Here is a 26357-nt window from a genome sequence, read left to right as displayed (position 1 = left end):
AAGGTCGGCAAAGAATATATAGGCTCATTTTGAGTTATAAATCCTTTTGTTGAATTGACTTATAGTATTGAGCTTTTTCTACATATTCTCTTGAAATGCGCTCCATGTCTTGAATATCATCGGCATTTAGCTCACGTACCACCTTTGCAGGTCTTCCAAAAGCCAGTGAATTTGGTGGGATTTTCTTTCCTTGAGGGACTAAACTACCTGCTCCAATGAAAGCTCCTTCTCCTATTTCTGCGCCATCTAATATAATTGAACCCATTCCTATAAGAGCTTTTTTTCGGATGGTACAGCTGTGTAATATCACTTGATGACCAACTGTTACTTCATCTTCAATAATAAGTGGGCGGCTAGGGCTTTGATGTAAAACAGAATTATCTTGTATATTTACTTTGTTTCCAATAAGCGTTGGTGAAACATCCCCTCTAATAACCGTATTAAACCAGATGCTTGATTCTTCCCCAATAACAACATCTCCTGTTACAGTTGCAAAGTCAGCAATATATGCGGTATCTGCTATGCGAGGTGTTACTCCTTTATATGGATAGATCATGACTATTCTCTCTCCTTAATAATGATTGATTCTATTTTATCTTTTTAAGCATTGCCTTGGAACCCCTATTTCATCGGCAATGCTTAAAAAGAACAATGTAGATTTTACCTCAATTATACGAATGGACTTTTCTTTGTGATAAAAGCTGGAGATGATAGAATAAGGTTTATTAAATATAGCTATGAAAAAATCACGAAGTAGGAGTAGCATCACAGCTCCTTGTAAACAAAAATAAACACAATAGAGCCATTCATGTGTAGTGAGGTGTAACAGTTGATTCCATCTATGCCTATCAGTTTAATGTCTCGTGTCTATCGGAAAATTATCCCAGCAGTACATCGTGAATTAGCATATTGGAAGGAGCGCGCTTTGCAAATTCCGAATGCAGAGCTCAGGGAGCAAGCTCTCTCCAGTATCCAGCATAAAACCTTTCATTGTGAGGGTGGAGGCATCATGTCACTAATGGCAACAAATCAGTACAAAGATGCCATTAAATTTATTGTAGCTTATCAAACTATCAGTGACTATTTAGACAACTTATGTGATCGAAGTACTTCTCTTGATCCCAATGATTTTGCTGCTCTTCACGAATCGATGAGCCATGCTCTAACGGTAGGTGCGAGACATGTTAATTATTATCGCTTTCGAGAGGATCAAGAGGATGGAAATTATCTCTCAGACCTTGTGCAAACGTGCCAGCATGTTTTAGGGAAAATGAGACATTATGAGTACATTCAAAAGCACCTTCTTGAACTTTGCCAATATTATAGTGATTTACAAATACATAAGCATGTCAAAGTTGAAGAGCGAGAGGGCAGGTTGCAAAGTTGGTACGAATTGTATAAGAATCATATTCCAGAAATGGAGTGGTATGAATTTTCTGCATGCTCAGGGTCTACCCTCGGCATTTTCTGTCTTGTCTCCTACGGGATGAGAGATGATTTTCAAGATACCCATGCTCAAAATATTCGAAATGGGTATTTTCCATACATTCAGGGTTTACATATCTTATTAGATTACTTAATCGACCAAGATGAGGATCGTGAAGGTGGAGATTTAAATTTCTGCTTCTATTATCAAGACGAACAAGAGCTATTCGATCGGTTAAAACACTTTATTCTAGAAGCGGACCGTCATACAGAAGGGCTTCCCCATAAACAATTTCACAAGCTTATCAATCGTGGACTGGTAGGTATTTATTTATCAGATGAAAAAGTAAGAAAACAGAAAAATGTCAAGAAGTTAGCAAAAGAGATGATCAAAACCTCTGGCATGATTAGTTACTTTTTTTACATTAATGGAAGAGCTTACAGATCGATGCAAAAGCTAATTTCACCTAGAATGGTGAGGATATTCGGTAAATAAAGTGCATTTCAAAAACTAAGAGGATAAGTTAAAACTAGCTGTAAGTGTGTTCTTTTTCTACTATTTCTGTCTTTCATAAGACTTAACATTCCATGAGTGAGAGTGAACCCTAAATCATCATTCTTAAGCAGTTCATTAGACATTTTTTTCTCGGAGGCAGATAATAATAACACGATAAAAAAAGAGGTGTAGAAATGACTCTCAAATTAAGTGTATTAGATCAGTCACCGATATCTGAAGGGATGTCTGCTGAACAGGCATTAAACCATACAGTGTTATTAGCACAGCATGTAGAAAAGCTAGGATACTCTAGATTTTGGGTATCTGAACATCATGATACAACGAGCTTAGCCGGTTCGTCTCCAGAAGTGTTAATTGCACATTTAGCAGCGAAAACAGAGTCCATCCGTGTTGGCTCAGGAGGTGTAATGCTTCCTCATTATAGCCCATATAAGGTAGCGGAAAACTTCCGCGTTCTTGAAGGATTAAACCCAAATCGAATGGACCTTGGTTTAGGAAGAGCTCCAGGCGGGATGCCGATTGCCACTATGGCATTAAACCACGGACAACGTAGAATGACTGATCAGTTCCCAGAGCAAATTGATGATCTTTTGGGCTATTTACATGATGCACTTCCAAATCACCATCCATTTAATGGTCTTAAGGCAACACCGCAAATTCAAACAGCACCCGAAGTATGGGTGCTTGGATCTAGCTCATCAAGTGCCATTTTAGCAGCACAAAAGGGGCTCCCATATACATTTGCTCAATTTATTAATGGCGAGGGTGGCGTCCAATATACCGAATCTTATCGGCGTCATTTCAGACCTTCAAAATACTTGAAGCAACCGCTAAATATGGTAGCTGTCTTTGTCATTTGTGGAGAAACAGATGAAGAAGCAGAGCGAATTGCATCGAGTATCGACCTTTCGATTTTAATGATCGAACAAGGAATGAGATCAAATGGTACTCCTAGTCCTGAAAAAGCAGCAGCATATCAATACAGTCCCTATGAACTAGTGCGAATGAAAGAAAATCGCAAGCGAATGATTGTTGGAAATCCTCAGAAAGTAAAGGAGCAGATTCTTGCAATAGGCGAGCAATATGGGACAGATGAAGTAATGGCTGTCACCATTACGTATGATTTTAAAGATAAATTGAAGTCTTTTGAGCTATTAGCAAACGAGCTTCTTAAATAATTTATTTATCTAAAGATCATACTTTTTGAGTAGCTTTATTAAAAAGATAAGCTCGTCATGTGGACGAGCTTATCTTTTTTCAATCGCAACAATAAACGGAGGGTTGTTCTTTTGATTAATGAATTGGTATTGAAGTACATGAGCCCGTTTTTGGTCAATCCCTTTTACATAACGAAGAAGGTAATCCCTTTCGACTGCTCCTTCGATATGGCCATGATAAATGACAAGGATAATGATTCCTTCAGGTGCCATCATTTCTAGAAGCTGATCAATTGCTGAGATGGTTGTATCAGGCTTCGTCACAATCGTTTTGTCACCGCCTGGCAAATAACCAAGGTTAAAAATGGCTCCCGTTATTCGCCCATGGTGTATGGGTGGAATCGAGTTACTTACATGCTCATGACCTTTTTGGAAAAAAGTCACTCGTTCTAGAAGCTGATGCTCCCTTAAACGTTCCATCGAATGATTAAGTGCTTCCTCTTGAATATCAAAGCCATATACTCTCCCTGAATCCCCGACCAATTGAGCCAAAAATAATGCATCGTGTCCGTTTCCAAGTGTTGCATCAACGACGATGTCACCACGTGACACAGCTTGCTCTAATAGCTGCCTTGCAAAGGGAAGAATTCGTTCGAGCTTCATTGGCTTTTCACCAATTTATTAAAAGTGAAAAATTTACCTTGATAGCTTTGTCTGCGCTTAAGCTCAGCATCAATTTGATTAAGAACTTCCCACTTATTTACACTCCACATCGGACCAATCATGAGGTCAATGGGACCATCTCCCGTAATTCGGTGAACAATCATTTCGGGTGGAAGGATCTCTAATTGATCACATACTAAGTTAATGTAGTCATCAAAGGATAAAAATTCCAATAAGCCTTTTTCGTATTGCTTTACCATCGGTGTTCCTTTTAACAAGTGCAAGAGGTGGATCTTAATTCCTTGAACATCCAGCTTAGCAACCTCTCTTGTTGTTTCCATCATCATTTCAGTTGTTTCAAGTGGCAAACCGTTAATAATATGTGAGCATATTCGAATTCCGTGCTTCCGTAGCTTATGAACACCTTCTACATAAGTTTGATAATTATGGGCACGATTAATAATAGTAGCCGTTTTTTCGTGAACGGTTTGTAATCCAAGCTCCACCCATAAATAAGTACGTTTATTTAATTCTGCTAAATATTCAACGACATCATCAGGGAGACAATCGGGTCTAGTCGCAATAGAAAGACCAACCACATCCTCTTGAGCTAATACTCGTTCAAATCTTTCACGAAGTACTTCTACGGGAGCATGCGTATTTGTGAAAGCTTGGAAATAAGCCATGTATTTGCCGTCTTTCCACTTATGATGCATCTTGTTTTTTATTTCATGAAATTGAAATTCTAAATCGTCCGCACGGTTACCTGCGAAATCTCCAGACCCTGCCGCACTGCAAAATGTACAGCCTCCAAAGGCAACAGTGCCATCACGATTTGGACAATCAAAACCACCATCTAAAGCCACTTTAAACACTTTATGGCCGAATTGCTGACGAAGGTGATAATTCCAAGTGTGGTAACGTTTGTCATCTGAGGCATATGGAAACGGGTTATCCTTATTCAATCGGTTAACCTCCTTCTATCGTTCAATCTTGGTTATTGAGCTGAAAACTTCATAAGAAGAATTTTATCATGAAGGTAAGTGGTTATCCAATTCAATTTAAAATGGAAGCAATTATTTTGACGATTCCGTTGTAGGAGGACGGAGATTGAACACACTATAAAAAGAAGCAATTTATGCTTCAGGAAGAAAAAAGGGGGGCAAATTCGATGGCAACTCGTCAGTCTATGGAACAACTTCTTGAGCAATGTGAAACGGCTCTTCAGCATGCTCAAGAGCAATATAAACAAAGCAGTAGACAAGAGCATTATAACGATGATGAGTACGCGGTAGCTATGCAGGAGTTAGAGAATGCATACAATGATTTAACCCAATTAGCCCATAGTGCCAATTCGCAGCAACGTGAGCAGCTTCACCGTATGAGATTACAATTACAGCAAGCACAAAACCATATGACATTACTTAGATACTAGGGGGATATAGATGAAAAAACGTTCAAAGCAAAATAACCCTGAGCAGAAAACAAGAAATGGGATAAATAATCAGGATTTGGAGCTTGGTAAAGAATACGATCCACTAAAAAGCGCAAAGAAAAAATATGAAAACAAAGGTGGACAACCGGTTAAATCCAAGTTCCATCCAGAATAACTAAGTTTTAGGGGCAAAGAGGGAATCATAAAAGCAGCACCATATACTTAACGGATTGTTAGTTAAGTATATGGTGTTTATTTTGGTTTGAAGGAAAGGTTTTCATTTGTACTCTAGACAACCGAATCCTAACCTGCCTTAGGAGTTCTGTTTCTTCAATCATCATCAAAGAGTAAAAATGAATGAAAAATCTGAAAAAACAACATAAAAGTAGCTGTTCACAAAGTAGTAAAGAAGAGGAAAAACTTTTGTGAAATACGTCACAGAACTAGAAGGCAATAAAATGGTTTAAATAAGATAACGGAATCATCTACTTGTGAAGATGTCACCATCATTTGGGAAGAGGTTGTTGATAGAGCAAGATCTATCAATAAAATATTTACTCAGTTTATTAGATCATCACGTTGAAACACACCATTTTTTTTAGGGAATATTTGTGAATGAATTCACAAAATGTACAAATTTAAAGACATTTAATTTGAAATATCAAGAAAGGAAGAGATTAATGAAAAAGTGGATGGCTATCTTCAGCATGATCATTTTAATGTTCATCCCTCCAGAATGGGCAAAAGCCCAAGACCAATCAAGCATTCTGAAAATGGAAGAATTAAATATTCAAGTGATGCCAGAGTTTTCATATCACCCGAGTGATCAGGAACAAAATCATCCCCCACTTTTGGTTGGGTATCATGGAACACTTATGAATCAAACAGAAAACCCACAAAAAGGGAAAATCGAAATCCCGATGCCAATGAATGATCAAAACTTCCGAATTGGATTTGTAGCAGACTACAACAGAGAGTTAACCGAAATGAATGAGATCGAATATAAAATCGACACAACTACGGGAACCATTGCTTGGGAAACAAGTGAAGAAATACTTCCAGGTGAACTTTATAAATTTGTCATTGAATTTTATACAAGTAGCTTAAAAGTAGATAGTGAGAAAAAGACACTTTCCTATGAATTCACTAGCTTTGCTGACATTGGCTTATTAAGTCTCGTCGTTCTCGAGCCATTAAATACCGATAGCTTTAAGCTGACACCGACTGCTGAGTCCCATCAGCAGAACTCATATGGAATGAACATGTTTGTATATCCGTTTCAAGGAATAAAGGCAAATGAAACAAAAAGCTTTCAATTGGAATACAAACGGGCTGAGGAAAAAACTTCTTTAGAAATGATGAACGAAATGGCCGGTCATCCAGCTAATGGAGAAGGAGCGACTAAAAAGAATGAAATTCTCCCGGTTCGCACGATCATCATCTTGTTAGCATCCACATCCATAATTGGGGGTATTCTCGTCTTTCTGTTCCTAAGACGAAAGGGAAGAAGCATAGATTCTCCAGTTAGTAAAAATAACAGTGAAAGAAAGGCTCGGTTACGAATGATGCTCCTAGAAGGGAGTATTACAGAAGCTGAATATAAAGAGCTGTTAAAGAAGATCGGAGGGTAAGGAAGATGACAAAGAATAGAAAGATACTTTTTGGACTATCATTGGTTGCTTCTGCATTAGTCATCATGCTTTTTTCAACGATGCCAAGCGCTGGGAGTAAGGAAATCTCCATCCATGAGCTGAAGAGTGATATAGAACAATTCAATGGGGAATATGTAATGACCCAAGGACTGTTAAATGAACAGTCGGTAGAATGGGATGCTGACAAAATTGAACTTCGTTTTGAACTATATGATGAAAAAGATGAAGCTATTGAAGTTGTTTATCAAGGAGTTAAACCTGATAACTTCTCTGCAGATGTCATTGTTATTGTAGAGGGCTTTGTACAAGGTGATGGAGAATTTGAAGCGGAGAAAGTTCAAACGAAATGTCCTTCTAAATACGAAGGTGAAGATATGAACAACTATGACACAGAAACTCATAAAAAAATTCTCGAAGAGTAGAAGTAGAAAAAGGGTGACGACATGTATGTAATTGGAAATATTGCTCTTATACTCGGTGCGGTCATATCTGCCTATTCCATTGTGGCAAATATTATAGGAGTAAGAAAAAAAAGCTCAAAATGGTTGGAAAGTGCCCAAGGAGCTATGCTTTCACTATTGTTAGTAGGAAGTACTTCGACCTTTATCCTGCTTTATTTACTCGGTACAAGTCAATTTCAATACAAATATGTGGCTCAATATACGAATCTTGAACTGCCATTAGTTTATAAGCTCACTGCTTTTTGGGCAGGAAATGCTGGATCTTTATTACTTTGGACATTTTTGCTCAGTCTATATTCTGCAATTATTGTTCTCTCAAAAAAGAAACAAAATGAGATGCTTCCCTATGTCTCGAGTATTCTATCTATTAATCTTTTATTCTTCTATGTAGTGATGTTAATCAGCGGAAATCCATTTGAGATGACCGAGACAATTCCTCCAGATGGGAAAGGGCTAAACCCAATGCTTCAAAATCCGGGGATGGTCATTCACCCAGTAACACTCTATATGGGGTATGTTGGACTCGCCATCCCATTTGCTTATGCAATTGCTGCATTAATCATGAAACGAATGGATGCGCTGTGGATTAAGTTAACGAGAAAATGGACACTAACCGCCTGGCTATTTTTGACAATCGGGAATATCGTAGGTGGATGGTGGGCATATCTAGAGCTTGGCTGGGGAGGTTATTGGGCTTGGGATCCAGTTGAAAATGCTTCCTTTATGCCATGGCTAACCGTATCTGCTTTTCTTCACTCGGTAATGATTCAAGAGCGAAAAAACATGCTAAAGACTTGGAATCTAAGCTTAATCATTCTCTCCTATATTTTATCCTTATTCGGCACATTTCTAGTGCGTAGTGGGATCTTAACAAGTGTTCACGCATTTGGTGATAGCAATCTAGGAACGTATTTCTTACTATTTATGGCCTTTATGCTGTTATTTTCGATGTATGTGGTTATTAGTCGATACCAATTAATTAAAAAGGATAGCCTTCCGATTCAATCCTACTTCTCTAAGGAAAGTAGCTTTTTATTAAATAACTATATTTTAGTTGCGGCGACGTTTGCTGTCTTTTGGGGAACGATGTATCCGCTGATATCAGAAGCTTTAACTGGAACAAAAGTCAATGTGGGTGCTCCTTATTTCAATAAAGTGATGGCGCCGATTATGCTCGCTCTTATATTATTAATGGCCATTTGTCCATTAATATCATGGCAAAAGGCTGTGTTTAATCGTTTTATCAAAAATGCATATCTACCTCTCCTTGCAGGCATCTTGTTTGCGATAACGCTCATCTTTTCTGGTGTGAAGGGAGTATATGCAATCGGAGGCTTATCTGTAACCGTTATTATGCTATTTACACACTTTCTTGAAGTCATTAGAGGTGTAAGAGCGAGGCGAAAAGCCACGAAGGAAAATATCATTCTTGCTACGGTTAGACTGACCAGGAAAAATCAACGCCGATATGGTGGCTATTTGGTTCATATTGGAATTGCTTTCATTGCAGTAGGAGTCATCTGCTCCAATGCATATTCAACAGAGGTTATGAAAACAGTCTCTAAGGGAGAAACGGTCTCTATTGGAGATTATAAGCTTACATTCGAAGAGCTTTCTGAACGGTCCGAGAGAGGAAATGGCATTGTTCATGCTAACCTAGCCGTTTCATATAAAGGAAAAAACAAAGGAACGATAAAGCCAGAAAAAATATTCTATGATAAATGGCCAGAGCCTTCATCTGAAGTAGCAATAAAGACGAATTGGAAGGAAGATTTGTATGTCGTGTTAAGTTCTTGGGAAAGTAATGAAAAAATTACGCTTGTCATGAAAATTAACTCGTTTGTTAGTTGGATTTGGCTTGGTGGTGTAATTATGGTGCTTGGAACTGCAATCGCATTGATCGGTGGGAAACCGCTTAAGCGAGTCAACTCACAAACTCCAAATCGTAAAGAAGTGAGGGAGACAAAATGAAGCGTAGCTGGATTCTAATCGTGGCTTTTTATCTCATCTTTATTCCAAGTGTTGGTCTAGCAGCCTTCGATCATAATTCAAAGGAATTTAAAGAAGTTATATCACAGCTTGATATGCAAGGGCACGCTGATCATGATTTTGCTACTTGTAGTGTTCAAAAGGTTTATTACGAAGAAGTCGTTGACATGCTAAATGAAGGGAAATCAGAGCAGGATATTTTGAATTCTTATGTGGATGAATATGGTCAGCAAGCGTTAAGGGTACCAGCTACTGAAGGGGGAGGCATTATTGCGTGGGTGATGCCAGCTTTTATCTTTCTGATCGGCGCGATCGTTGTTGCCTATTGGATCAAAAAGCTTACAGTTTTAAACCATCAAAAGGCAGCTGCTACAAATACCACTTTTCAATCAAATGCCGATCAGGAAGTGCTAGAGAAAATCATAGAGGAAGAACGTCATAAGTTCTTTTAGGAGGGGATCCATTATGGATTATGTCTATCTCATTATTGGTTGCATCTTAGTGCTTACTTGCTTTTATTTTATCACTTCTCCCTTTTTTCAAACAGAGAAATGGGTGGCTGTCGAACGCAAGGAACCTGAGGGATATGCACCGTTAGAAAGCATTTATCAAACGATGAATGAACTGGAGATGGATTATTTAATGAAGAAACTATCTCCACAGGATTACGAACAAATGAAAGTCCATTACCAATCACTTGCAGCTGGGTATTTACAGGGGAATCAAATGAAAGCTGCAAATAGGAAAGAAAAAGTGAAGGATAAGATTGATGATGAAATAACTAAAGAGCTCCAAAAGCTTCGAAAAGGAAAGGGATGACTTAGATGAATGATCTCCCCCCTTTTCATCCAGACTGGCTCATCAATCTATGGTTTTCAACGCCAGTCCTAAGAGGAATGAATCCACATATTTTAATAATTATATTCCTGTTCGTAATCGTAATCCTATATTTTTGGAGGAAAAAGAGGAAAAACCAACAAGCATTCTATTATGAAGAACAGAAGTTTCAAAGACTTAGACAAGAGAAGCAACTGCTGGAACAAAAGCTAACAATGATGGTCGAGCAAAAAGCAGCGGGACATATAGAAGAAGAGCATTATGAAAGAAGTAGGAAAGAATATGAGATTAAATTACAGAAAGTCAAATTGGAGCTAGACCTATTTACGTAAGAAAGAGTTGGGGCATATGCTAGAATTTAAAAATCTTTCGAAAATAATTGGTGAAAAAATTATATTACGGAATCTTTCTTTAACATTAGATAAAGGAGAGAGTTTAGCGGTTATTGGTCCAAACGGAGCTGGTAAAAGTACATTATTTAAATGTGCCACAGGACTAATGAAGCCATCAAGTGGAGAGATTTGGATTGACCAACAAATCATGAAAAAAAATTCCACTACACAAAGGCAAGCCATTGGCCTACTTGGGCATGAATCTTTTTTATATAGCTCGCTCACTCCTCTTGAAAATCTCATGTTTTACGGGAAGTTATATAAAGTGCCCAATCGAGAGAAAGCCGCATTGAACTTACTGAAGAAAGTGGGTCTTGAATATTTCCGAGACATTCCTATTCGTTCTTTTTCAAGAGGAATGATACAGCGACTAGCAATTGCTCGGGTGCTATTGCAGGAGCCAAATGTCTTGCTTTTAGATGAGCCACATACAGGTTTAGACCAGGAGGCAGTGGCTTTGTTCAATCATATCATTCAAGAAAAGCAAGGGTTAGGTACTTCTATTCTCTTAATCTCACATGATTTTGAGCAAGTTCACAAACTATGTAATCGAGTAGCTATTCTGCACAAAGGAAGAATTATCTCAGATAACCAGGCAGAGCGTTTCCTAGATGTGAATGAATTAAAAGCTTATTACGAAAAGAAGGTGATAAGCAAATGAAATGGATTGTAAGCGATGCTCTTGCTATTGCAAGCAAGGACATAAGAAATGAATTAAAATCAAAGCAAAATTTTGGCATGATGGTGATCTTTTCTAGCTTAGTTATATTAATCTTTAGCTTTGCATTTGACCCAACGCAAAACTCAGTGAAAATGATTATACCTGGGCTTATCTGGGTAATTACTATTTTCTCTGGAATTCTTGGACTAAACCGTTCATTTCTAGTGGAACAGGACAATGAGTGTATAATCGGTTTGCTTGTCGCACCAATTGATCCGACGAGTATTTATTTGGGGAAGGTTTTATCTAATTTGGTAATTGTAACAGCAGTTCAATTAATTAGTGTCCCCGTGTTATTTATCTTATTTGATTTCCATTTCTATGGGGATTATCTGTGGTTCATTCTTATTGTCTTTATCGCAACATTCGGGTTTATTATTGTGGGAACATTTCTCGCAGCATTGGCAGCTAATGCTAAAAACAGTGAGATGCTATTACCTGTTCTCCTCCTCCCTTTACTAAGCCCTCTAATGATTGCAGCTGTACAAGCAACCCGAATTATTTTAGAAAATGAAGGAATACAGGATGTCAAATCATGGTTTCAGCTAATGGTTGGTTACGACTTATTATTTTTCGCTGTGTGTTTCTTCTTATTTGAATTTATTATGGAGGGATCTTAATGAATCAAACACGAACCAAAGTGGATCGCATCCTACTCTATACATTATTGCCGGCAGTCTTTATTAGCTTATATCTAGTCTTTATTTGGTCACCAATTGAAAAACAGATGGGGGTCACCCAAAAAATCTTCTATTTTCATGTTGGGTGTGCATGGGTAGCTTTTCTTGCCTTTTTTATCGTCGGCTTCTATAGTGTCCTAACGTTAAAAAAGCCAACTGAAAATCGCTTTATTCAAGCAGGGATTTCTGCTGAATTAGGTGTGTTGTTTACGACCATTACGTTAATAACGGGCATGATTTGGGGGAAATCTTCCTGGAATACATGGTGGACCTGGGAACCTCGCCTGGTCACGACCCTTATTCTGTGGTTTATTTATGTAGCCTATTTGTTTGTTCGAAAGATGGAGGGATCATGGGAGAAGATAGCTCGTTTTTCAGCGGTTTTCGGAATTATTGGATGCATCAATGTTCCAATCGTTTTTATGGCTATTCGTTGGTGGAATACGAAATTACATCCAATCGTATTTGGAGAGGGAAAGAACCAGCAAGGTGGTGGAATAGAGCCAAATATGCTTATCACACTCCTATTTTGTATCGCAACCATTACCCTGTTATATGTGTTTTTAATGAGGAAAGGAACTGAAATCGAGAAGATGCGATTAGCAGTGACTAAAGCGAAGAATAAAGCCATTAACAAGCTTGCGAGCTAAAAGGAGGAAATGAAAATGGAATATTTATATTTAGCTTATACAGTTATTTGGGCTCTTATTGGCGGCTATATTGTGGTTTTAGGGAAGCGCCAGCACCAATTAAAGAAAGACCTTGAGGTGTTAAAAGAGTGGAATTCAGAACAATAGAAGCGGGTGATGAAAATGGGAAAGAAACTCGTTCCAATATTTATAGGAATGATCACGATTGGTGTTCTCGGTCTATTGGTAAATGGGCTTAGTGGAAAAGTTTCTGCAAACCCAGGTGATCCTTCCATTGATTTCGAACTGAAGGATATGAATGGAGTTGTTCATCAGCTTTCTGACTATAAAGGGAAACCCGTTGTTATCAATTTTTTTACAACATGGTGTGAACCTTGTCTAGATGAAGCCCCAGAGCTTGAGGCATTTGGAACCGAATATGACGGAGCGGTACTTCTCGTATTAGCTAAGGGCGAATCAAAAAGAAGAATGACAGATTATATAGAGGAATCTAAGTCAAAACTTACGTATTTACTCGATACGAAAGAAGACGTTGCCAATGATTATGGGGTAATCGGTCAGCCTGAGACGATTATTATTGATGAAAATGGGCTTATTCATGAACGGTTCTCAGGACCGACAACAAAAGCGGATTTAATTCAAATGATGGAGAGCATGAAGCCTTAACCAAGGTTAGAACACAATTATGTGTTTTAATAGATTCATTTTGACTTGGAGGAGGTGATAAAGAATGTTCAAGAAGCTATTGGCTATCGATAAAAAAATGCTAATATTTATCGGAGTTTTTGCTGGAATCATTATTTCTGCAGTAACCGCTAAGACATTTGCCTATACAGATTCTGCTGATTTTTGCAAAAGCTGTCACATTATGACAAATGTACATGATTCATTTACTGATTCAACTCATGCAACCTTAGCGTGTAATGACTGTCACTTGCCACATGATAGCAAGGTTAAGAAGCTCGTTTTCAAAGCGAAAGCAGGTGTCGGCCATATGTATTTTAATACATTAGGATCAGACAAAATACCAGGTGTATTACATGCAACAGAAAGCTCTGAAGAGGTAATAAAGGAAAATTGTATCAGCTGTCACGAAAGTACAATTGATAATGTGTCACATGACGCGAAGGAAAGTTGCACAAGTTGCCATCAATCGATTCCACATGGCGATGATTTTAAATCAGAGGATTTCTATAAGCAGCCGAAACCAGGCGAGCTACTAGATAAAAAAGGAGGTACATTCAATAATGGCTAGAAAATATGGATGGTCATTCGTTTTTCTAGTCGCTGTTATGATGGTTATCACCGGCTGTGCGAGTAATGAAAGCGCAAATAGCTCGGCAGGTGAATTAAAAACAGGACTAGAAAAAGACGAAATTAGCAATGAAGCATTTAAGGATCTTTTTCCTCTTCAATATGACAGTTATTTAAAAAATAAAGAAGAAGAGGATACGAAATATTCAGGGTCTGTAAAACGTAGTAAATATGATGTGGACAAAGAGCCATATTTACCGATTTTATTTAATGGATACGGATTTGCCACTGAGTACAATGAAGATCGAGGTCATATATATGCCCTTGAAGATGTAAAAAATGTCAAACGGATTACAGATAAATCCATTGGCTCCTGCTACACTTGTAAATCTACAGCGGTGCCACAAATGATTGAGGAAATGGGCGATGACTATTGGGGTGGAAACTTCAATAAAGATATCTGGCCTAAAGGAGAAGAAATGGGGCACTCCCCTATTGGCTGCTCAGACTGTCATGATCCAGAAACAATGGACCTTCGTGTAACACGACCAAGTTTTGTAAAGGCAATGGCTACACAAGGAGTCGATGTTTCAAAAGCAACAAAAAATGATATGCGCAATTATGTATGTGGACAATGCCACGTAGAATATTACTTCGCACCTGAAAACGGAGAGGTAACTTTCCCTTGGGATAAGGGCTTTAAACCAGAAGATATGTATGAATACTACGAAACAACTGCAAAAGAAAAAGGCTTTGAAAAGGACTGGGTTCATAATGTGTCGGGGGCACCTATGCTAAAAGCACAGCATCCTGATTTTGAGACACATATGGAAGGGCCACATGGTCAAGCAGGCGTCACATGCTCAGATTGTCACATGCCATATGAGCGAAAAGATGATAAGAAGAAAATTAGCTCTCATTGGTGGACATCGCCATTAAAAACAATGGAACAATCATGTGGAACTTGTCATAGTAATCGTGAACTGGATGAACTAGAAGAACGAGTAATCAGTATACAGGACACACATATGGAAGCATTGCATGCTGCGGAAGATATTTCAATTACCGCTCATTACTATGTAAACAAGATGATCACTGAAAAAGTAAGCGAGGACAAAATTAAACTGGCTCAAGAGCAGGTACGGATTGGTCAATGGTTCTGGGATATTGTAGCTGCCGAAAGCTCAGCAGGCTTCCATAATCCGCAAGGGGCAATGGATTCAATGAGAGTATCAACAGAAGCATCGAACGAAGCTATTCGAATGGCAACAGAAGAGCTTGTGAAAAAAGGTGTAAACCTTGAAGAGCTAAAAGAAGAAATTGAAAAGGCAAAGAAAGCCGTTTTAGATGAGAAAGATAATTTCAAAAAGAAAGAGCAAGCTGTAAACAGTTATTTCACTGCACAACAACCTGCTCCAAAAAAATAAGGCAGATATACTAAGCGATAAAAACACTGTACAAACCCTATTTGTGCAGTGTTTTCTATTTGATTTTGACAAATAAAAGAGGGCATGTCAATTCCTAAGTCCTATTTTCTGATTGTTCTATCATATTATATTCCGAATAAAAGGAAGGAAAATTGATTGCAAAGGGACAGAAAAAGGTCTAAAATTACTTTGGTATTCGAAATAGATAGAGCATGTAGATATATTTAGTAAAGGGGCGATACGCATGCCACGTGCCTTATGGCTTTTAGTAATAGGGATGGCAGTGAATGTAACGGGCGCTTCTTTTTTATGGCCGTTAAACACGATCTATATTCACGAGCATCTAGGAAAATCACTGACATTTGCTGGCTTTGTCCTAATGTTAAACTCCGGGGCAAGCGTTATTGGAAATCTTTATGGTGGCAGCCTGTTTGATAAAATTGGTGGCTACAAGTCGATATTATTCGGAGTAGGCGTCACATTAGTTGCCCTAATCGGTTTAACCTTTTGGCATGATCTTATTCCTTACGTCATTTTTCTAACGATTATTGGTTTCGGCTCAGGTGTTGTTTTCCCATCCATGTATGCAATGGCTGGTTCTGTATGGAAAGAAGGCGGGAGAAAAGCATTTAATGCAATATATGTAGCTCAAAACTTAGGGGTTGCGGTCGGTGCCGCATTAGGTGGATATGTCGCATCCTATTCCTTTCAGCTAATTTTCATCGCAAATTCATTCATGTATACCATTTTCTTTTTCATTGCAGTATTTGGTTATCGTAGTATTCAAGTGAATAGCGGGAACCACACGTCGGTAATCCAAGAGAATAAAGCGATTAAGAATTATTCTAGGCTGTATGCTTTATTAATTTTAAGTATCGGTTATTTGCTTTGCTGGGTTGCGTATGTTCAGTGGCAGTCTACGATTGCTTCACATACTCAGGATCTTGGCATTACGTTAAAGCAGTATAGCTTGCTTTGGGCGATAAATGGAGCATTGATTGTCCTTGGGCAGCCTATAATGAACAATGTGGTTAAATACTTTGCTAAAACGTTAAAGTTACAAATTTTAATAGGGATTTTTATTTTTATCGCTTCATTTGCTGTCGTATCCGTCGCACAACAATTTACAGCATTTTTAACTGCCATGATCATCTTAACAATCGGCGAAATGCTCATTTGGCCAGCAGTACCAACGATTGCAAATGACCTAGCTCCTAAAGGAAGAGAAGGATTTTATCAAGGGATAGTTAACAGCACGGCAACTGGTGGACGTATGATTGGTCCTCTACTGGGAGGCTTAATGGTCGACTTATACGGCATGTCCATGCTCTTCATCGTTCTGATGTCTCTCTTCGTAGTAGCTATCTTCACGACCATTCTTTATGATCGAAAATTAAAAGATTCAAACTCCATCGTCACTCAAGCCTCATAACAGATAGTACTAAAAGCGCGAACTCCTTGCCGGGGGCGCGCTTTTTTGGTGACTGCAAGGCCGATTACTTGCTGGATGAAAGAAGCTCTTGACGGTTATGAACAATTGAAAAAAGGTCCTCATCCAGTAGATGAAGATCAAAAAGGCAATGAAACGATTGAAAAAAAGTCCTCATCCAGTAGATGAAGACCAAAAAGGCAATGAAACAACCGAAAAAAGGTCCTCATCAAGAAGATGAAGACCGAAAATGCTAGAAAACTAGAACAAAAAATCCTTCATCCAGCCGATGAAAGCCAAAGAACTAGGGAATACCTTGGAAATGCCACCATGAGTTAGTTCGTAACTAATTGGACTATAAATGGAAGCCATCACTGAGAAATGAACATTAATTCACGAAATCCTCTTCATTCCCTTTTCCATCTCTACTTCATCATCAACTTGACAAGCTCACGATTACGCTGCTTGAATACTTCATTATGGGATGAGACCATAGCCTGCTTGGTTGCTTCTGGATTTATGAACTGCTTGGCGTTGTTTACAGCGTTGGCTGCATCTTGGAATGCACCAGCAATTAAATGGAGCTTTCCATCATGCTTTAGGATGTCTCCTGCTGCATACAAGCCAGGGACAGATGAAGCGCTAACGGAATTGCCTTCTACATAAAAGTTATCCGCCATACGAATATCTAACTCACTCTTCATTAATAGGTCGGAATCTCGTTCATAGCCATGGTTAATAATGACTTCATCAATTGGTAAATATGTAACTTCTCCTGTCTCATGGTTCGTTAATTCGACTTGCTCAATCACTTCGTGGTTGTTTGAAGCAATTAACTTTGTAATCGATGTATGGAATATACAAGAAACCGTGCTATTCATTACTTGGGAAACTTGTGATTCGTGTCCGTTAAGTCCTTCTTTGCGGTAGGTTAAATACACTTTATTGGCTACTGGCTCAAGCTCGTTTGCCCAATCAATGGCTGTATTTCCACCACCTGATATGATGACAGTTTTGTTTTTAAACCGTTGCAATGATTTTACTGTATAATTTAAATTAGAAACCTCGAATCGGTCGGCACCCTCGATATCTAATTTTTGTGGGTTGAGAATGCCGCTCCCTACTGCCACGATAACTGTCTTGGAAAAATGAGCTTCTCCTGAGGTAGTTGTTAAGATAAAAATGCCTTCCTCATTTTGAGAAATCGTTTCAACTTTCTCGTTTAGAACCACTGTAGGGTCAAAGGTTAATCCTTGCTCTACTAACTGTTCGATCAATTTTGCTCCTGGAGTCGGAGTGAGGCCCCCTATATCCCAAATCATCTTTTCTGGATAGACATGGATTTTTCCGCCAAGTAGCGGTTGATATTCAATAATTTTTGTCTTCATTTCACGAAGTCCACTATAAAAAGCAGAGTATAAACCTGCTGGTCCGCCTCCAATAATCGTAACATCAAATAGTTCGTTTGAGATCAACCTATATCACTCCTAAACTTATAATATTGATTATCATTCTCATTTAACTATACGCTAGCCGAACGAAATATTCAATTCCTTTTATTAAGTAAGCAAGAGGAGCGAACAAAAAATTTGAACAACCTAAGAGGTGCTTCCCATTCCTTTATGAAGCTTGTTATACAGTTAATTGGCAAATATTTATTCGTAAAAATAGGAGGGAATGATAAAAAAATTCCGAATATTTAAGAGAGAATAGAAGGAAGCTGGATGATGGTAAAGGAGCTATGAAAAGCGTTTGATATTTCATCTTTTTTGTTTTGTGAAGAGGTAGATGGGGCTTACAACATTTGAAACCCTCCCTGCATTATTCGCTTGGAGTGCACTTCGAGTGGAAAGGGATTAATGAGCATCAGATGAAAAGGGTGGAAAAATATTGGTTAACAGATATCAGACTAATAGGAGGTAACTCATGAACGTAATAGTTGAGACAGATAGACTTATATTAAAGGTGTTTGAAGAACAGGATGTAGATGAAGCAAAAACTTTTTGGGGAGACCCTGAGGTGATGGAAAGCTGTCTAGGAGCCACGCCTCATGAGGTGTTACCAAACGTACTTAAGGCTTATGCGACATGCCATGACTCTAACCATTTATCTGTTTATGCAGTTGTAGAAAAAGTATCGCAAAAAGTTATTGGAGCTGCTGGATTTAATCTTGGAGAGTCTCTAAAACAGGTGGAGCTTATTTATCATTTTTCTAAAGAATATTGGGGGAAGGGATATGCGACTGAAGCAGTAATGGCTTGCATTACTACAGCGAAGCAAAACGAACTCGTGGAAAAAATCTCTGCTTCAGCTGCCCCGGAAAATGCAAGCTCATTAAAAATTCTTGAAAAAGTTGGTTTTGAATATCAAGGTATGAAGTGGTTTGAAGATACGGCACAAGAGGAGCCGTATTATGAAATGAAGTTGAAATAACGGAATAAAATATCAGAGGGAGATATCATTGGGAAGGAGCTTTCTATGAATCCAGCACTCTTTGAAATTCCAGCCGATATTCTAGAAACCATTGTGGAGAATGCATTTGAATGGCTTGTTGTCGTGGATCGGACAGGAAATATCACGTATATAAACAATAATTATTGTGAGTTTTTGGATGTTAAACGTGATGAAGTAATTGGCAGGCACGTTACAGAAATTATTGAAAACACAAGAATGCACATTGTTGCAGATACAGGCGTAGAAGAAATAGCTGACCTTCAATATATAAGGGGCAATTATATGATTGCAAACAGGATTCCAATTTTTTCGGATGGAAAGATTGTTGGCGCATTTGGGACCGTCTTTTTTCGAGATACACAAGAATGGATGAAAATGAATAGCCATGTGAAAAGTCTTTTGACCAAAATGCAATCCTATATACAATCATTTGATACGGGAGTTAAATATAGCTTGGACGATATTCTTGGCAGCTCGAAGCAAATGAAGAGTTTAAAGGAAAAAGTGAAAACTGTGGCATCGAGTGATATATCCGTATTAATAAGAGGAGAAAGTGGCACGGGAAAAGAGCTGTTTGCTCATAGTATTCACCAACTAAGCAACCGAAGTCATCAACCGTTTATTAAAATCAACTGCGGGGCAATCCCAGAGCATTTACTAGAATCAGAGCTATTTGGCTATGAAGAAGGAGCTTTCACTGGTGCAAAGAAGGGTGGAAAAAAAGGGAAGTTTCAGCTTGCTGATGGGGGAACGATTTTTTTAGATGAAGTAGGGGATATGCCCATTAACATGCAGGTAAAACTTCTTCGTGCACTCCAAGAGGGCGAAATTGAAGCTGTTGGATCGACAAAGCCGTTTTCTGTTGATGTACGAATTATAGCCGCGACCAATCGACCTCTGGAGAAAATGATGGAGGAGAAGCGATTTCGAGCAGACTTATTCTATCGAATTAATGTTGTGCCATTCTTAATCCCTTCCTTGCGGGAAAGAATGGAGGATCTTCCGTTACTACTCGATTACTTTGTTCAAAAAATAACGAAGAAATCAGGAAAAAGAATAATGAAAATCGATAATCGAGTGAATCAGCTTTTTCAATTATATAGTTGGCCTGGTAATATACGTGAGCTGGAAAATGTACTAGAGGCATCCATTCATTTATCGAATGATGAAGTAATCTCCATAGATTCTCTTCCTGAATATCTACAAGAAGCTCATCCAGTGTATCCCTTAGGCGAGAAAGACTTGAAGGAAATGCTGGAGGAGACTGAAAAGCGGATATTAAAACAAAGCATAGAGAAATACAAGCATAATAAATTAGAAGCTGCAAAGGCTTTGGGAATTAGTAAATCCACCATGTACGAAAAATTAAAGAAGTATGAACTAGATTAGTCCAGAATTTCGGAAATCATTCCGAAATTCTGGACTTTTTCTTATGTAGTAAACAAATGGAGGTATGACAATCCAAACTGACGACTTACCATATTGATTCATCGTTCTGTTTCCGACATTCTGGAAAAACAATTCACGAAAAATTCAAAAAAATGAGACGAAACCTACTTTTTTTGATTGGCACACAACTTGCATAAACGTTAAAGGGAGAAACAAATAAATGGAAAAGGGGGAGCAACTGTTGTTTTGGTAGCGTTTTCATAAAAGGTTAACAAGCAACTTCACATTAAAGGGGGAAATAAAATGCTTAGTATGATTGGTTTAATTGGTGGACTAATTCTTTTAATTGTATTAACGATGCGAGGAATGAACCTATTAGTCGCAGGGCCACTTTCTGCCTTATTTGTAGCAATTTTAAATGGGATGCCTTTATTCCCACAGCTTGTTGGAGAAGGAGAAGCAAATTTAGTTGGAAATTATATGTCTGGATTTTCTGGGTTTGTGACAGCTTGGTATTTAATGTTTTTACTAGGGGCCATTTTTGGCAAGGTCATGGAAGACAGCGGAGCAGCAGACAGTGTATCGAAATTAATTGTTGATAAGCTAGGAATGAAATATGCAGTGTTAGCAATCGTAGCTGCTTGTGCATTTTTAACCTATGGTGGTGTAAGTTTATTTGTTGTTGCTTTTTCTGTATACCCGATGGCAGTTAGTTTATTTAAACAAGCTAATTTGCCAAGGCGTTTTATTCCAGCAGCTTTAGCATTTGGATCGGTTACGTTTACGATGACTTCAGCTGGTTCACCAGAAATTCAGAACTGGATTCCAATTGAATATTTGAATACTTCTCCATATGCTGGTTGGGAAGTAAGTGCAATTGTTGCGGTGTTTATGATCATCTTTGGCTATTGGTGGTTAAAGCGAATGATTACAAAGGCAGTTGCGAAGGGAGAGAGCTTTGTTTCGAGAGATTCTGACCCAGTAAATGAAAATAAACCGCTTCCGAATCCGCTATTGGGGATCGTTCCATTATTTGTTGTATTAATCATTTCGTATATTTTTCATGATTCACTTAAGCAATCAGCATTAATCATTGCCCTATTAGGAGGTGTGATTGCCACTTATTTATTGAATCGAAAATATTTCAAAAACTTTTGGAATGCTGTTTCAGAAGGAACGCTTGGAGCTTTAATTGCTATTGGAAATACGGCTGCTGTAGTTGGTTTTGGTGGTGTTGCGAAAGCAGTCCCAGCTTTTCAAACAGCTGTTGATTATATGACAAGTATTCCTGGGAGCCCGTTAATTGGCGGGGCGGTAGCAGTTAGTTTAATAGCAGGGATGACTGGTTCCGCTTCGGGTGGGCAGGCGATTGCCCTTCCATTAATTGCTCCTCATTACTTGGATATGGGTGTTAATCCTGAAGCTTTGCATAGAGTTGTTGCGATATCGTCTGGTGCGTTAGATTCGCTTCCTCATAATGGGTATGTGGTGACTACGGTTCGGGCAATTTGTGGGGAAACACATCAGGATGCATATAATGCTGTTGGTGCAGTTACTGTGATTGTTCCATTGCTCGGTGTGATCTTGGCAATTATTTTATTCTCACTTGGTTTAGGCATTTAAGAAAGGAGTTACGTTATGGTTGATGGAAAGGTTGTTTTTATTACAGGGGCAGCTCAAGGAATTGGCTATGAAATCGCTAAGAATTTCGCAAGTCAAAAGGCTATGGTGATGCTAACAGATGTTCAAGAACAAGAAGTAATGTCTTCAGCACAACTGTTACAAAAGGAAGGGTTCGAGGTCAAAGGACTTAAGTGTGATGTTACAAAGGAAGTGGAAATTGAAGCTGCGATTTCCCAAACAGTTGCGGAATATGGGAGAATTGACATATTAATCAATAATGCAGGTCTCCAGCATGTTTCCTATATCGAGGATTTCCCAACAGCTAAATTTGAGTTTCTCATCCAAGTGATGCTAACTGCTCCTTTTGTGGCAATGAAGTATGCGTTGCCATATATGAAAAAGCAAGGATTTGGCCGTATTCTTAATATGGCCTCGATCAATGGCCTCGTTGGCTTTGCTGGGAAAGCGGCTTACAATAGTGCCAAGCACGGTGTCATTGGGCTTACAAAAGTGGCTGCACTAGAAGCAGCTCCATACGGGATAACCGTGAATGCGATATGCCCAGGCTATGTCGATACTCCATTAGTTCGTAATCAATTAGAGGACCTATCAAATACAAGAAATGTGCCGCTTGAAAAAGTGTTAGAGGAAGTGATTTATCCACTTGTCCCACAGAAAAGGCTTTTAGATGTATCAGAAATTGCCGATTATGCTATATTCCTATCAAGTGAAAAGGCAAAGGGGGTTACTGGTCAGGCCGTTGTCATTGATGGGGGATATACGGTTCAATAATATGGATATAAATTAAAGTGTTATTTTAAATTTACTAGGATCCAGTTTTTATGGGCGGAATTTAAGGTTAATATAGTGAGGTTGAGCTGGAGGTTTGTTATGGCCATTAGTTCAACCTTTTTTTATCGGAATTATATACATGCTTTTATTTAGGGAAACATTCTATCAGCCTTGTAAGTAGAAATGCTAAGTGCATTTCATATGACTTTTGTCCCCCTGTCCTCTCCTACAGACTTTTTCGTTCCAATCCTTTTGTGGATTAATCTACTTAATCAAAGAATGAATGGAGACATACGTAAACATATTGAATTATAGGCTAACGGAAGTTTGATTTTTGTTAGCAAACAATGTGGCATCTGAGCTATTTTAAAGAAGAATTTCCGTATCAAAATATTTTAATTAAACCAACTTGCATCTCTATCAGAAATTTTATACAATATCACTAATTAAGAACTTCTTATACCCATCAACAGTGATAAGGAATAGTAATGATGTTACGTCCGCTTTAAGAGAGATGACGGCTGGTGAAAGTCATTCGGACCCATCATGAACTCGCCTTTGAGTTGCAAGTGTGAATGATTAGTAATACTTGCCGTGTTCCGCGTTAAGGATGAATGAAGCGAGTGCTCGCTAGGAGCACTAATGTGGGTGGTACCGCGGGAGATTATACATAATCCTCTCGTCCCTATTATAGGGATGAGGGGTTTTTTTATTTTTTTGGCTCTGTTTTGACAGAGATCAACAGATTGTATAGGAGGAAACACAATGAGCTTCAATCACCAACAGATTGAAAAGAAATGGCAACAGCACTGGGAAGAAAACAAGACATATAAAACAACTGAAGATAAGGGGAAGCCGAAATTTTATGCATTAGATATGTTTCCATATCCATCTGGAGCAGGCTTACATGTAGGTCATCCAGAAGGATATACTGCGACAGATATACTTTCACGGATGAAGAGAATGCAAGGCTATAATGTTCTTCATCCTATGGGATGGGATGCCTTTGGATTGCCAGCAGAGCAATATGCACTTGATACGGGGAATGATCCTGCTGATTTTACGGAGCAAAATATTAATACATTTCGCCGCCAAATTAAAGAGCTAGGATTCTCGTACGATTGGGATCGTGAAGTGAATACAACAGATCCGAATTATTATAAGTGGACTCAATGGATTTTCACTAAATTATATGAAAAGGGTCTAGCCTATATTGATGAAGTGGCAGTTAACTGGTGTCCAGCTCTTGGAACAGTATTAGCGAATGAAGAAGTAATTGATGGTAAATCTGAGCGCGGTGGTCACCCAGTTGAACGTCGCCCGATGAAGCAATGGGTGTTGAAAATTACCGAATACGCAGACCGTTTACTAGAAGACCTTGAAGAGCTAGATTGGCCAGAGAGCTTAAAGGATATGCAGCGCAACTGGATTGGTCGTTCAGAAGGAGCGCATGTATCCTTTACAATTGATGGATACAGCGAGACATTTACCGTGTTCACAACTCGTCCAGATACATTATTTGGAGCGACCTATGCAGTTCTAGCTCCTGAACATCCATTTGTTGAGAAAATAACAACACCTGAACAGAAGGATGCCGTGGAAGCATATATAGCAAAGGTAAAGGCGAAGAGCGATTTAGAGCGTACAGACCTTGCGAAGGAAAAAACAGGCGTATTTACTGGGGCATATGCGGTTAACCCAATTAATGGAGAAAAAATGCCAATCTGGATTGCGGATTATGTGTTAATGAGCTACGGAACAGGTGCGATTATGGCGGTTCCAGCACATGATGAACGTGATTTTGAATTTGCGAAGGAATTTGATCTTCCAATTAAAGAAGTTGTGGCAGGCGGAGATGTGTCGAAGGAAGCTTATACAGGTGACGGAGAGCATGTGAACTCTGACTTCTTGAATGGACTTGGCAAAGAAGACGGAATAATAAAAGCAATCGAGTGGCTGGAAGAAAACGAAAAAGGCGAAAAGAAGGTTACGTATCGTCTACGTGATTGGTTATTTAGCCGTCAACGCTATTGGGGAGAGCCGATTCCAATCATTCACTGGGAAGACGGAACGATGACAGCTGTTCCTGAGGAAGAGCTTCCGTTAATCTTACCAAAAACAACTGAAATCAAGCCTTCTGGAACAGGCGAATCACCACTTGCCAACATTGACGATTGGGTTCATGTGGTTGATGAAAAGACAGGAAAAAAAGGAAAGCGCGAAACCAATACGATGCCACAGTGGGGGGGAAGCTGCTGGTACTTCTTACGCTATATTGATCCACATAATAATGAGAAGCTGGCGGACCCTGAAAAGCTAAAAGAATGGCTACCAATTGATATCTATATTGGAGGAGCAGAGCATGCCGTTCTTCATTTACTTTACGCAAGATTTTGGCATAAATTCCTATATGATATTGGTGTAGTGCCAACGAAAGAGCCTTTCCAAAAGTTATTTAATCAAGGGATGATTCTTGGTGAAAATAACGAGAAAATGAGTAAGTCAAAAGGAAATGTTGTTAATCCAGATGATATTGTTGTCAGCCATGGGGCAGACACCTTACGTCTTTATGAAATGTTCATGGGACCTTTGGATGCATCAATCGCTTGGTCAACAAATGGTCTAGATGGTTCGCGTCGCTTCTTGGATCGTATTTGGCGTTTGTTCGTTGAAGAAGATGGTTTATTAAATGAAAAGATCCAAGACAATGAAGAGGCACAAGGCCTTGAAAAAATCTATCACCAAACCGTGAAGAAAGTAACGGAAGACTTTGAAGGATTACGCTTCAATACGGCTATTTCTCAAATGATGGTATTCATTAATGATGCATACAAAGCAACTGCTCTTCCAAAAGAATATATGGAAGGGTTTGTGAAATTACTTTCACCAATTGCTCCACATATTGCCGAAGAGCTTTGGGAAAAGCTAGGCCACAGCGGAACCATCACATACGAAGCATGGCCAGCTTATGATGAGAGCAAGCTTGTTGATGATGAAGTCGAAATCGTTGTCCAAGTAAATGGAAAAGTTAAAACGAAGCTTCTAGTGCCAGCAGAAGCAGGAAAAGACGAATTAGAGAAACTTGCGATGGAAGACGACAAAGTGAAAGAACATATTGACGGGAAAACCATTCGCAAAGTAATTGCTGTACCTGGGAAATTAGTCAATATCGTAGCAAATTAATGTAGCAGAATGCACCCCCTGTTGGGTGCATTCTGTTTTTATATCCTTTAGGAGATTAAAGCCATATGAACCAAGTGGCTCATATGAACACAGCCCCAGTTGAACCAACTTGTAGCGTGAGGGATTTGGAAATTAATGACAAGGCATATGGAAGCAGTCTAGTATAAAAAATCAGGCAACACGATGGATTTTCCTTTAGCGGTGATGTAACATGTAAAAAGTTAGAT

The 26357-nt window shown here is 38.8% G+C and carries 28 protein-coding genes and 1 other annotated feature; of the genes, 24 read left to right on the top strand and 4 right to left on the bottom strand.

Features of this window, described 5'->3' with window-relative positions:
• Positions 1-34: 34 nt before the first annotated feature.
• Complete coding sequence (locus LS684_RS16735; RefSeq protein WP_233807607.1) at positions 35-556, bottom strand: gamma carbonic anhydrase; 522 nt, start codon at positions 554-556, stop codon at positions 35-37.
• Between the two features lie 285 nt (positions 557-841).
• Between LS684_RS16735 and LS684_RS16730 the strand changes: the two genes are divergently transcribed.
• Positions 842-1921: a tetraprenyl-beta-curcumene synthase family protein gene (locus tag LS684_RS16730; protein WP_233811689.1), complete on the top strand. Its 1080-nt coding sequence runs from the start codon at positions 842-844 to the stop codon at positions 1919-1921.
• Between the two features lie 194 nt (positions 1922-2115).
• Positions 2116-3120: an LLM class flavin-dependent oxidoreductase gene (locus tag LS684_RS16725; RefSeq protein ID WP_233807606.1), complete on the top strand. Its 1005-nt coding sequence runs from the start codon at positions 2116-2118 to the stop codon at positions 3118-3120.
• A 69-nt stretch (positions 3121-3189) separates the two neighbouring features.
• On the opposite strand, the gene mnmM is transcribed toward LS684_RS16725, so the two are convergent.
• Both mnmM and mnmL read right to left on the bottom strand, forming a co-directional pair.
• Positions 3190-3762, bottom strand: a complete 573-nt coding sequence (mnmM, locus tag LS684_RS16720) for a tRNA 5-(aminomethyl)-2-thiouridylate-methyltransferase MnmM (RefSeq protein ID WP_233807605.1) — start codon at positions 3760-3762, stop codon at positions 3190-3192.
• Positions 3759-4727 (bottom strand): tRNA modification radical SAM protein MnmL/YtqA, encoded by a 969-nt coding sequence (gene mnmL / locus LS684_RS16715; RefSeq protein WP_233807604.1) that lies wholly within the window; start codon positions 4725-4727, stop codon positions 3759-3761. The genes mnmM and mnmL overlap by 4 nt, the downstream gene beginning before the upstream one ends.
• A gap of 206 nt (positions 4728-4933) precedes the next feature.
• Between mnmL and LS684_RS16710 the strand changes: the two genes are divergently transcribed.
• The 17 genes from LS684_RS16710 to LS684_RS16630 all read left to right on the top strand — a co-directional run bounded on the left by LS684_RS16710 (position 4934) and on the right by LS684_RS16630 (position 16878).
• On the top strand, positions 4934-5197 hold the full coding sequence (locus LS684_RS16710) for a YtzC family protein (protein ID WP_233807603.1): 264 nt from the start codon (positions 4934-4936) through the stop codon (positions 5195-5197).
• Positions 5198-5207: 10 nt separating this feature from the next.
• Positions 5208-5372, top strand: a complete 165-nt coding sequence (locus tag LS684_RS16705) for a glycogen biosynthesis protein GlgD (protein ID WP_233807601.1) — start codon at positions 5208-5210, stop codon at positions 5370-5372.
• 505 nt (positions 5373-5877) lie between these two features.
• Positions 5878-6828: a hypothetical protein gene (locus LS684_RS16700; RefSeq protein WP_233807599.1), complete on the top strand. Its 951-nt coding sequence runs from the start codon at positions 5878-5880 to the stop codon at positions 6826-6828.
• Between the two features lie 5 nt (positions 6829-6833).
• Positions 6834-7271 carry a cytochrome c maturation protein CcmE gene (locus LS684_RS16695; protein ID WP_233807597.1) on the top strand — a complete coding sequence of 146 codons (438 nt, stop codon included), beginning with the start codon at positions 6834-6836 and terminating at the stop codon, positions 7269-7271.
• A 21-nt stretch (positions 7272-7292) separates the two neighbouring features.
• Positions 7293-9281: a heme lyase CcmF/NrfE family subunit gene (locus LS684_RS16690; RefSeq protein ID WP_233807595.1), complete on the top strand. Its 1989-nt coding sequence runs from the start codon at positions 7293-7295 to the stop codon at positions 9279-9281.
• Positions 9278-9751: a cytochrome c-type biogenesis protein CcmH gene (locus LS684_RS16685; protein ID WP_233807593.1), complete on the top strand. Its 474-nt coding sequence runs from the start codon at positions 9278-9280 to the stop codon at positions 9749-9751. Before LS684_RS16690 ends, LS684_RS16685 begins: the two co-directional genes overlap by 4 nt.
• 13 nt (positions 9752-9764) lie before the next feature.
• Positions 9765-10118 (top strand): hypothetical protein, encoded by a 354-nt coding sequence (locus tag LS684_RS16680; protein WP_233807591.1) that lies wholly within the window; start codon positions 9765-9767, stop codon positions 10116-10118.
• A gap of 5 nt (positions 10119-10123) precedes the next feature.
• Positions 10124-10468, top strand: a complete 345-nt coding sequence (locus tag LS684_RS16675) for a hypothetical protein (RefSeq protein ID WP_233807589.1) — start codon at positions 10124-10126, stop codon at positions 10466-10468.
• 16 nt (positions 10469-10484) lie between these two features.
• Complete coding sequence (ccmA, locus tag LS684_RS16670; protein ID WP_233807587.1) at positions 10485-11189, top strand: heme ABC exporter ATP-binding protein CcmA; 705 nt, start codon at positions 10485-10487, stop codon at positions 11187-11189.
• Positions 11186-11869 carry a heme exporter protein CcmB gene (locus LS684_RS16665; protein ID WP_233807585.1) on the top strand — a complete coding sequence of 228 codons (684 nt, stop codon included), beginning with the start codon at positions 11186-11188 and terminating at the stop codon, positions 11867-11869. The genes ccmA and LS684_RS16665 overlap by 4 nt, the downstream gene beginning before the upstream one ends.
• A complete protein-coding gene (locus LS684_RS16660; RefSeq protein WP_233807584.1) occupies positions 11869-12579 on the top strand; it encodes a cytochrome c biogenesis protein in 711 nt (236 codons plus the stop codon). Before LS684_RS16665 ends, LS684_RS16660 begins: the two co-directional genes overlap by 1 nt.
• A gap of 15 nt (positions 12580-12594) precedes the next feature.
• Entirely contained in the window at positions 12595-12726 is a 132-nt protein-coding gene (locus LS684_RS16655) for a CcmD family protein (RefSeq protein WP_233807583.1), read from the top strand.
• 15 nt (positions 12727-12741) lie between these two features.
• On the top strand, positions 12742-13245 hold the full coding sequence (locus LS684_RS16650) for a TlpA family protein disulfide reductase (RefSeq protein WP_233807582.1): 504 nt from the start codon (positions 12742-12744) through the stop codon (positions 13243-13245).
• 64 nt (positions 13246-13309) lie between these two features.
• Complete coding sequence (locus LS684_RS16645) at positions 13310-13834, top strand: cytochrome c3 family protein (protein ID WP_233807581.1); 525 nt, start codon at positions 13310-13312, stop codon at positions 13832-13834.
• Entirely contained in the window at positions 13827-15260 is a 1434-nt protein-coding gene (locus tag LS684_RS16640) for an ammonia-forming cytochrome c nitrite reductase subunit c552 (RefSeq protein WP_233807580.1), read from the top strand. Before LS684_RS16645 ends, LS684_RS16640 begins: the two co-directional genes overlap by 8 nt.
• Positions 15261-15504: 244 nt before the next feature.
• Positions 15505-16692 carry an MDR family MFS transporter gene (locus LS684_RS16635; protein ID WP_233807579.1) on the top strand — a complete coding sequence of 396 codons (1188 nt, stop codon included), beginning with the start codon at positions 15505-15507 and terminating at the stop codon, positions 16690-16692.
• 45 nt (positions 16693-16737) lie between these two features.
• The gene (locus tag LS684_RS16630) at positions 16738-16878 is read left to right on the top strand and encodes a hypothetical protein (RefSeq protein WP_233807578.1); all 141 of its coding nucleotides are present in this window, start codon (positions 16738-16740) and stop codon (positions 16876-16878) included.
• A gap of 236 nt (positions 16879-17114) precedes the next feature.
• Here the strand turns inward: LS684_RS16630 and LS684_RS16625 are convergent, their stop codons facing one another.
• Entirely contained in the window at positions 17115-18164 is a 1050-nt protein-coding gene (locus LS684_RS16625) for an NAD(P)/FAD-dependent oxidoreductase (protein WP_233807576.1), read from the bottom strand.
• Between the two features lie 451 nt (positions 18165-18615).
• On the opposite strand from LS684_RS16625, the gene LS684_RS16620 reads away from it, so the two are divergent.
• From LS684_RS16620 to leuS, 5 genes are all read left to right on the top strand, one after another.
• Positions 18616-19122, top strand: a complete 507-nt coding sequence (locus tag LS684_RS16620; protein WP_233807574.1) for a GNAT family N-acetyltransferase — start codon at positions 18616-18618, stop codon at positions 19120-19122.
• A 45-nt stretch (positions 19123-19167) separates the two neighbouring features.
• Positions 19168-20532 carry a sigma-54 interaction domain-containing protein gene (locus tag LS684_RS16615; RefSeq protein WP_233807573.1) on the top strand — a complete coding sequence of 455 codons (1365 nt, stop codon included), beginning with the start codon at positions 19168-19170 and terminating at the stop codon, positions 20530-20532.
• 303 nt (positions 20533-20835) lie between these two features.
• Positions 20836-22155 carry a GntP family permease gene (locus LS684_RS16610; protein ID WP_233807572.1) on the top strand — a complete coding sequence of 440 codons (1320 nt, stop codon included), beginning with the start codon at positions 20836-20838 and terminating at the stop codon, positions 22153-22155.
• 15 nt (positions 22156-22170) lie between these two features.
• The gene (locus LS684_RS16605) at positions 22171-22947 is read left to right on the top strand and encodes a 3-hydroxybutyrate dehydrogenase (protein ID WP_233807571.1); all 777 of its coding nucleotides are present in this window, start codon (positions 22171-22173) and stop codon (positions 22945-22947) included.
• A 463-nt stretch (positions 22948-23410) separates the two neighbouring features.
• Positions 23411-23637: a binding site (T-box leader), on the top strand.
• Between the two features lie 75 nt (positions 23638-23712).
• The gene (leuS, locus tag LS684_RS16600) at positions 23713-26130 is read left to right on the top strand and encodes a leucine--tRNA ligase (protein ID WP_233807570.1); all 2418 of its coding nucleotides are present in this window, start codon (positions 23713-23715) and stop codon (positions 26128-26130) included.
• Positions 26131-26357: the final 227 nt, after the last annotated feature.

The organism is Cytobacillus spongiae (assembly GCF_021390075.1).
The sequence above is the reverse complement of the archived record's forward strand: the minus strand, read 5'-3'. Positions and strand labels throughout refer to the sequence as shown.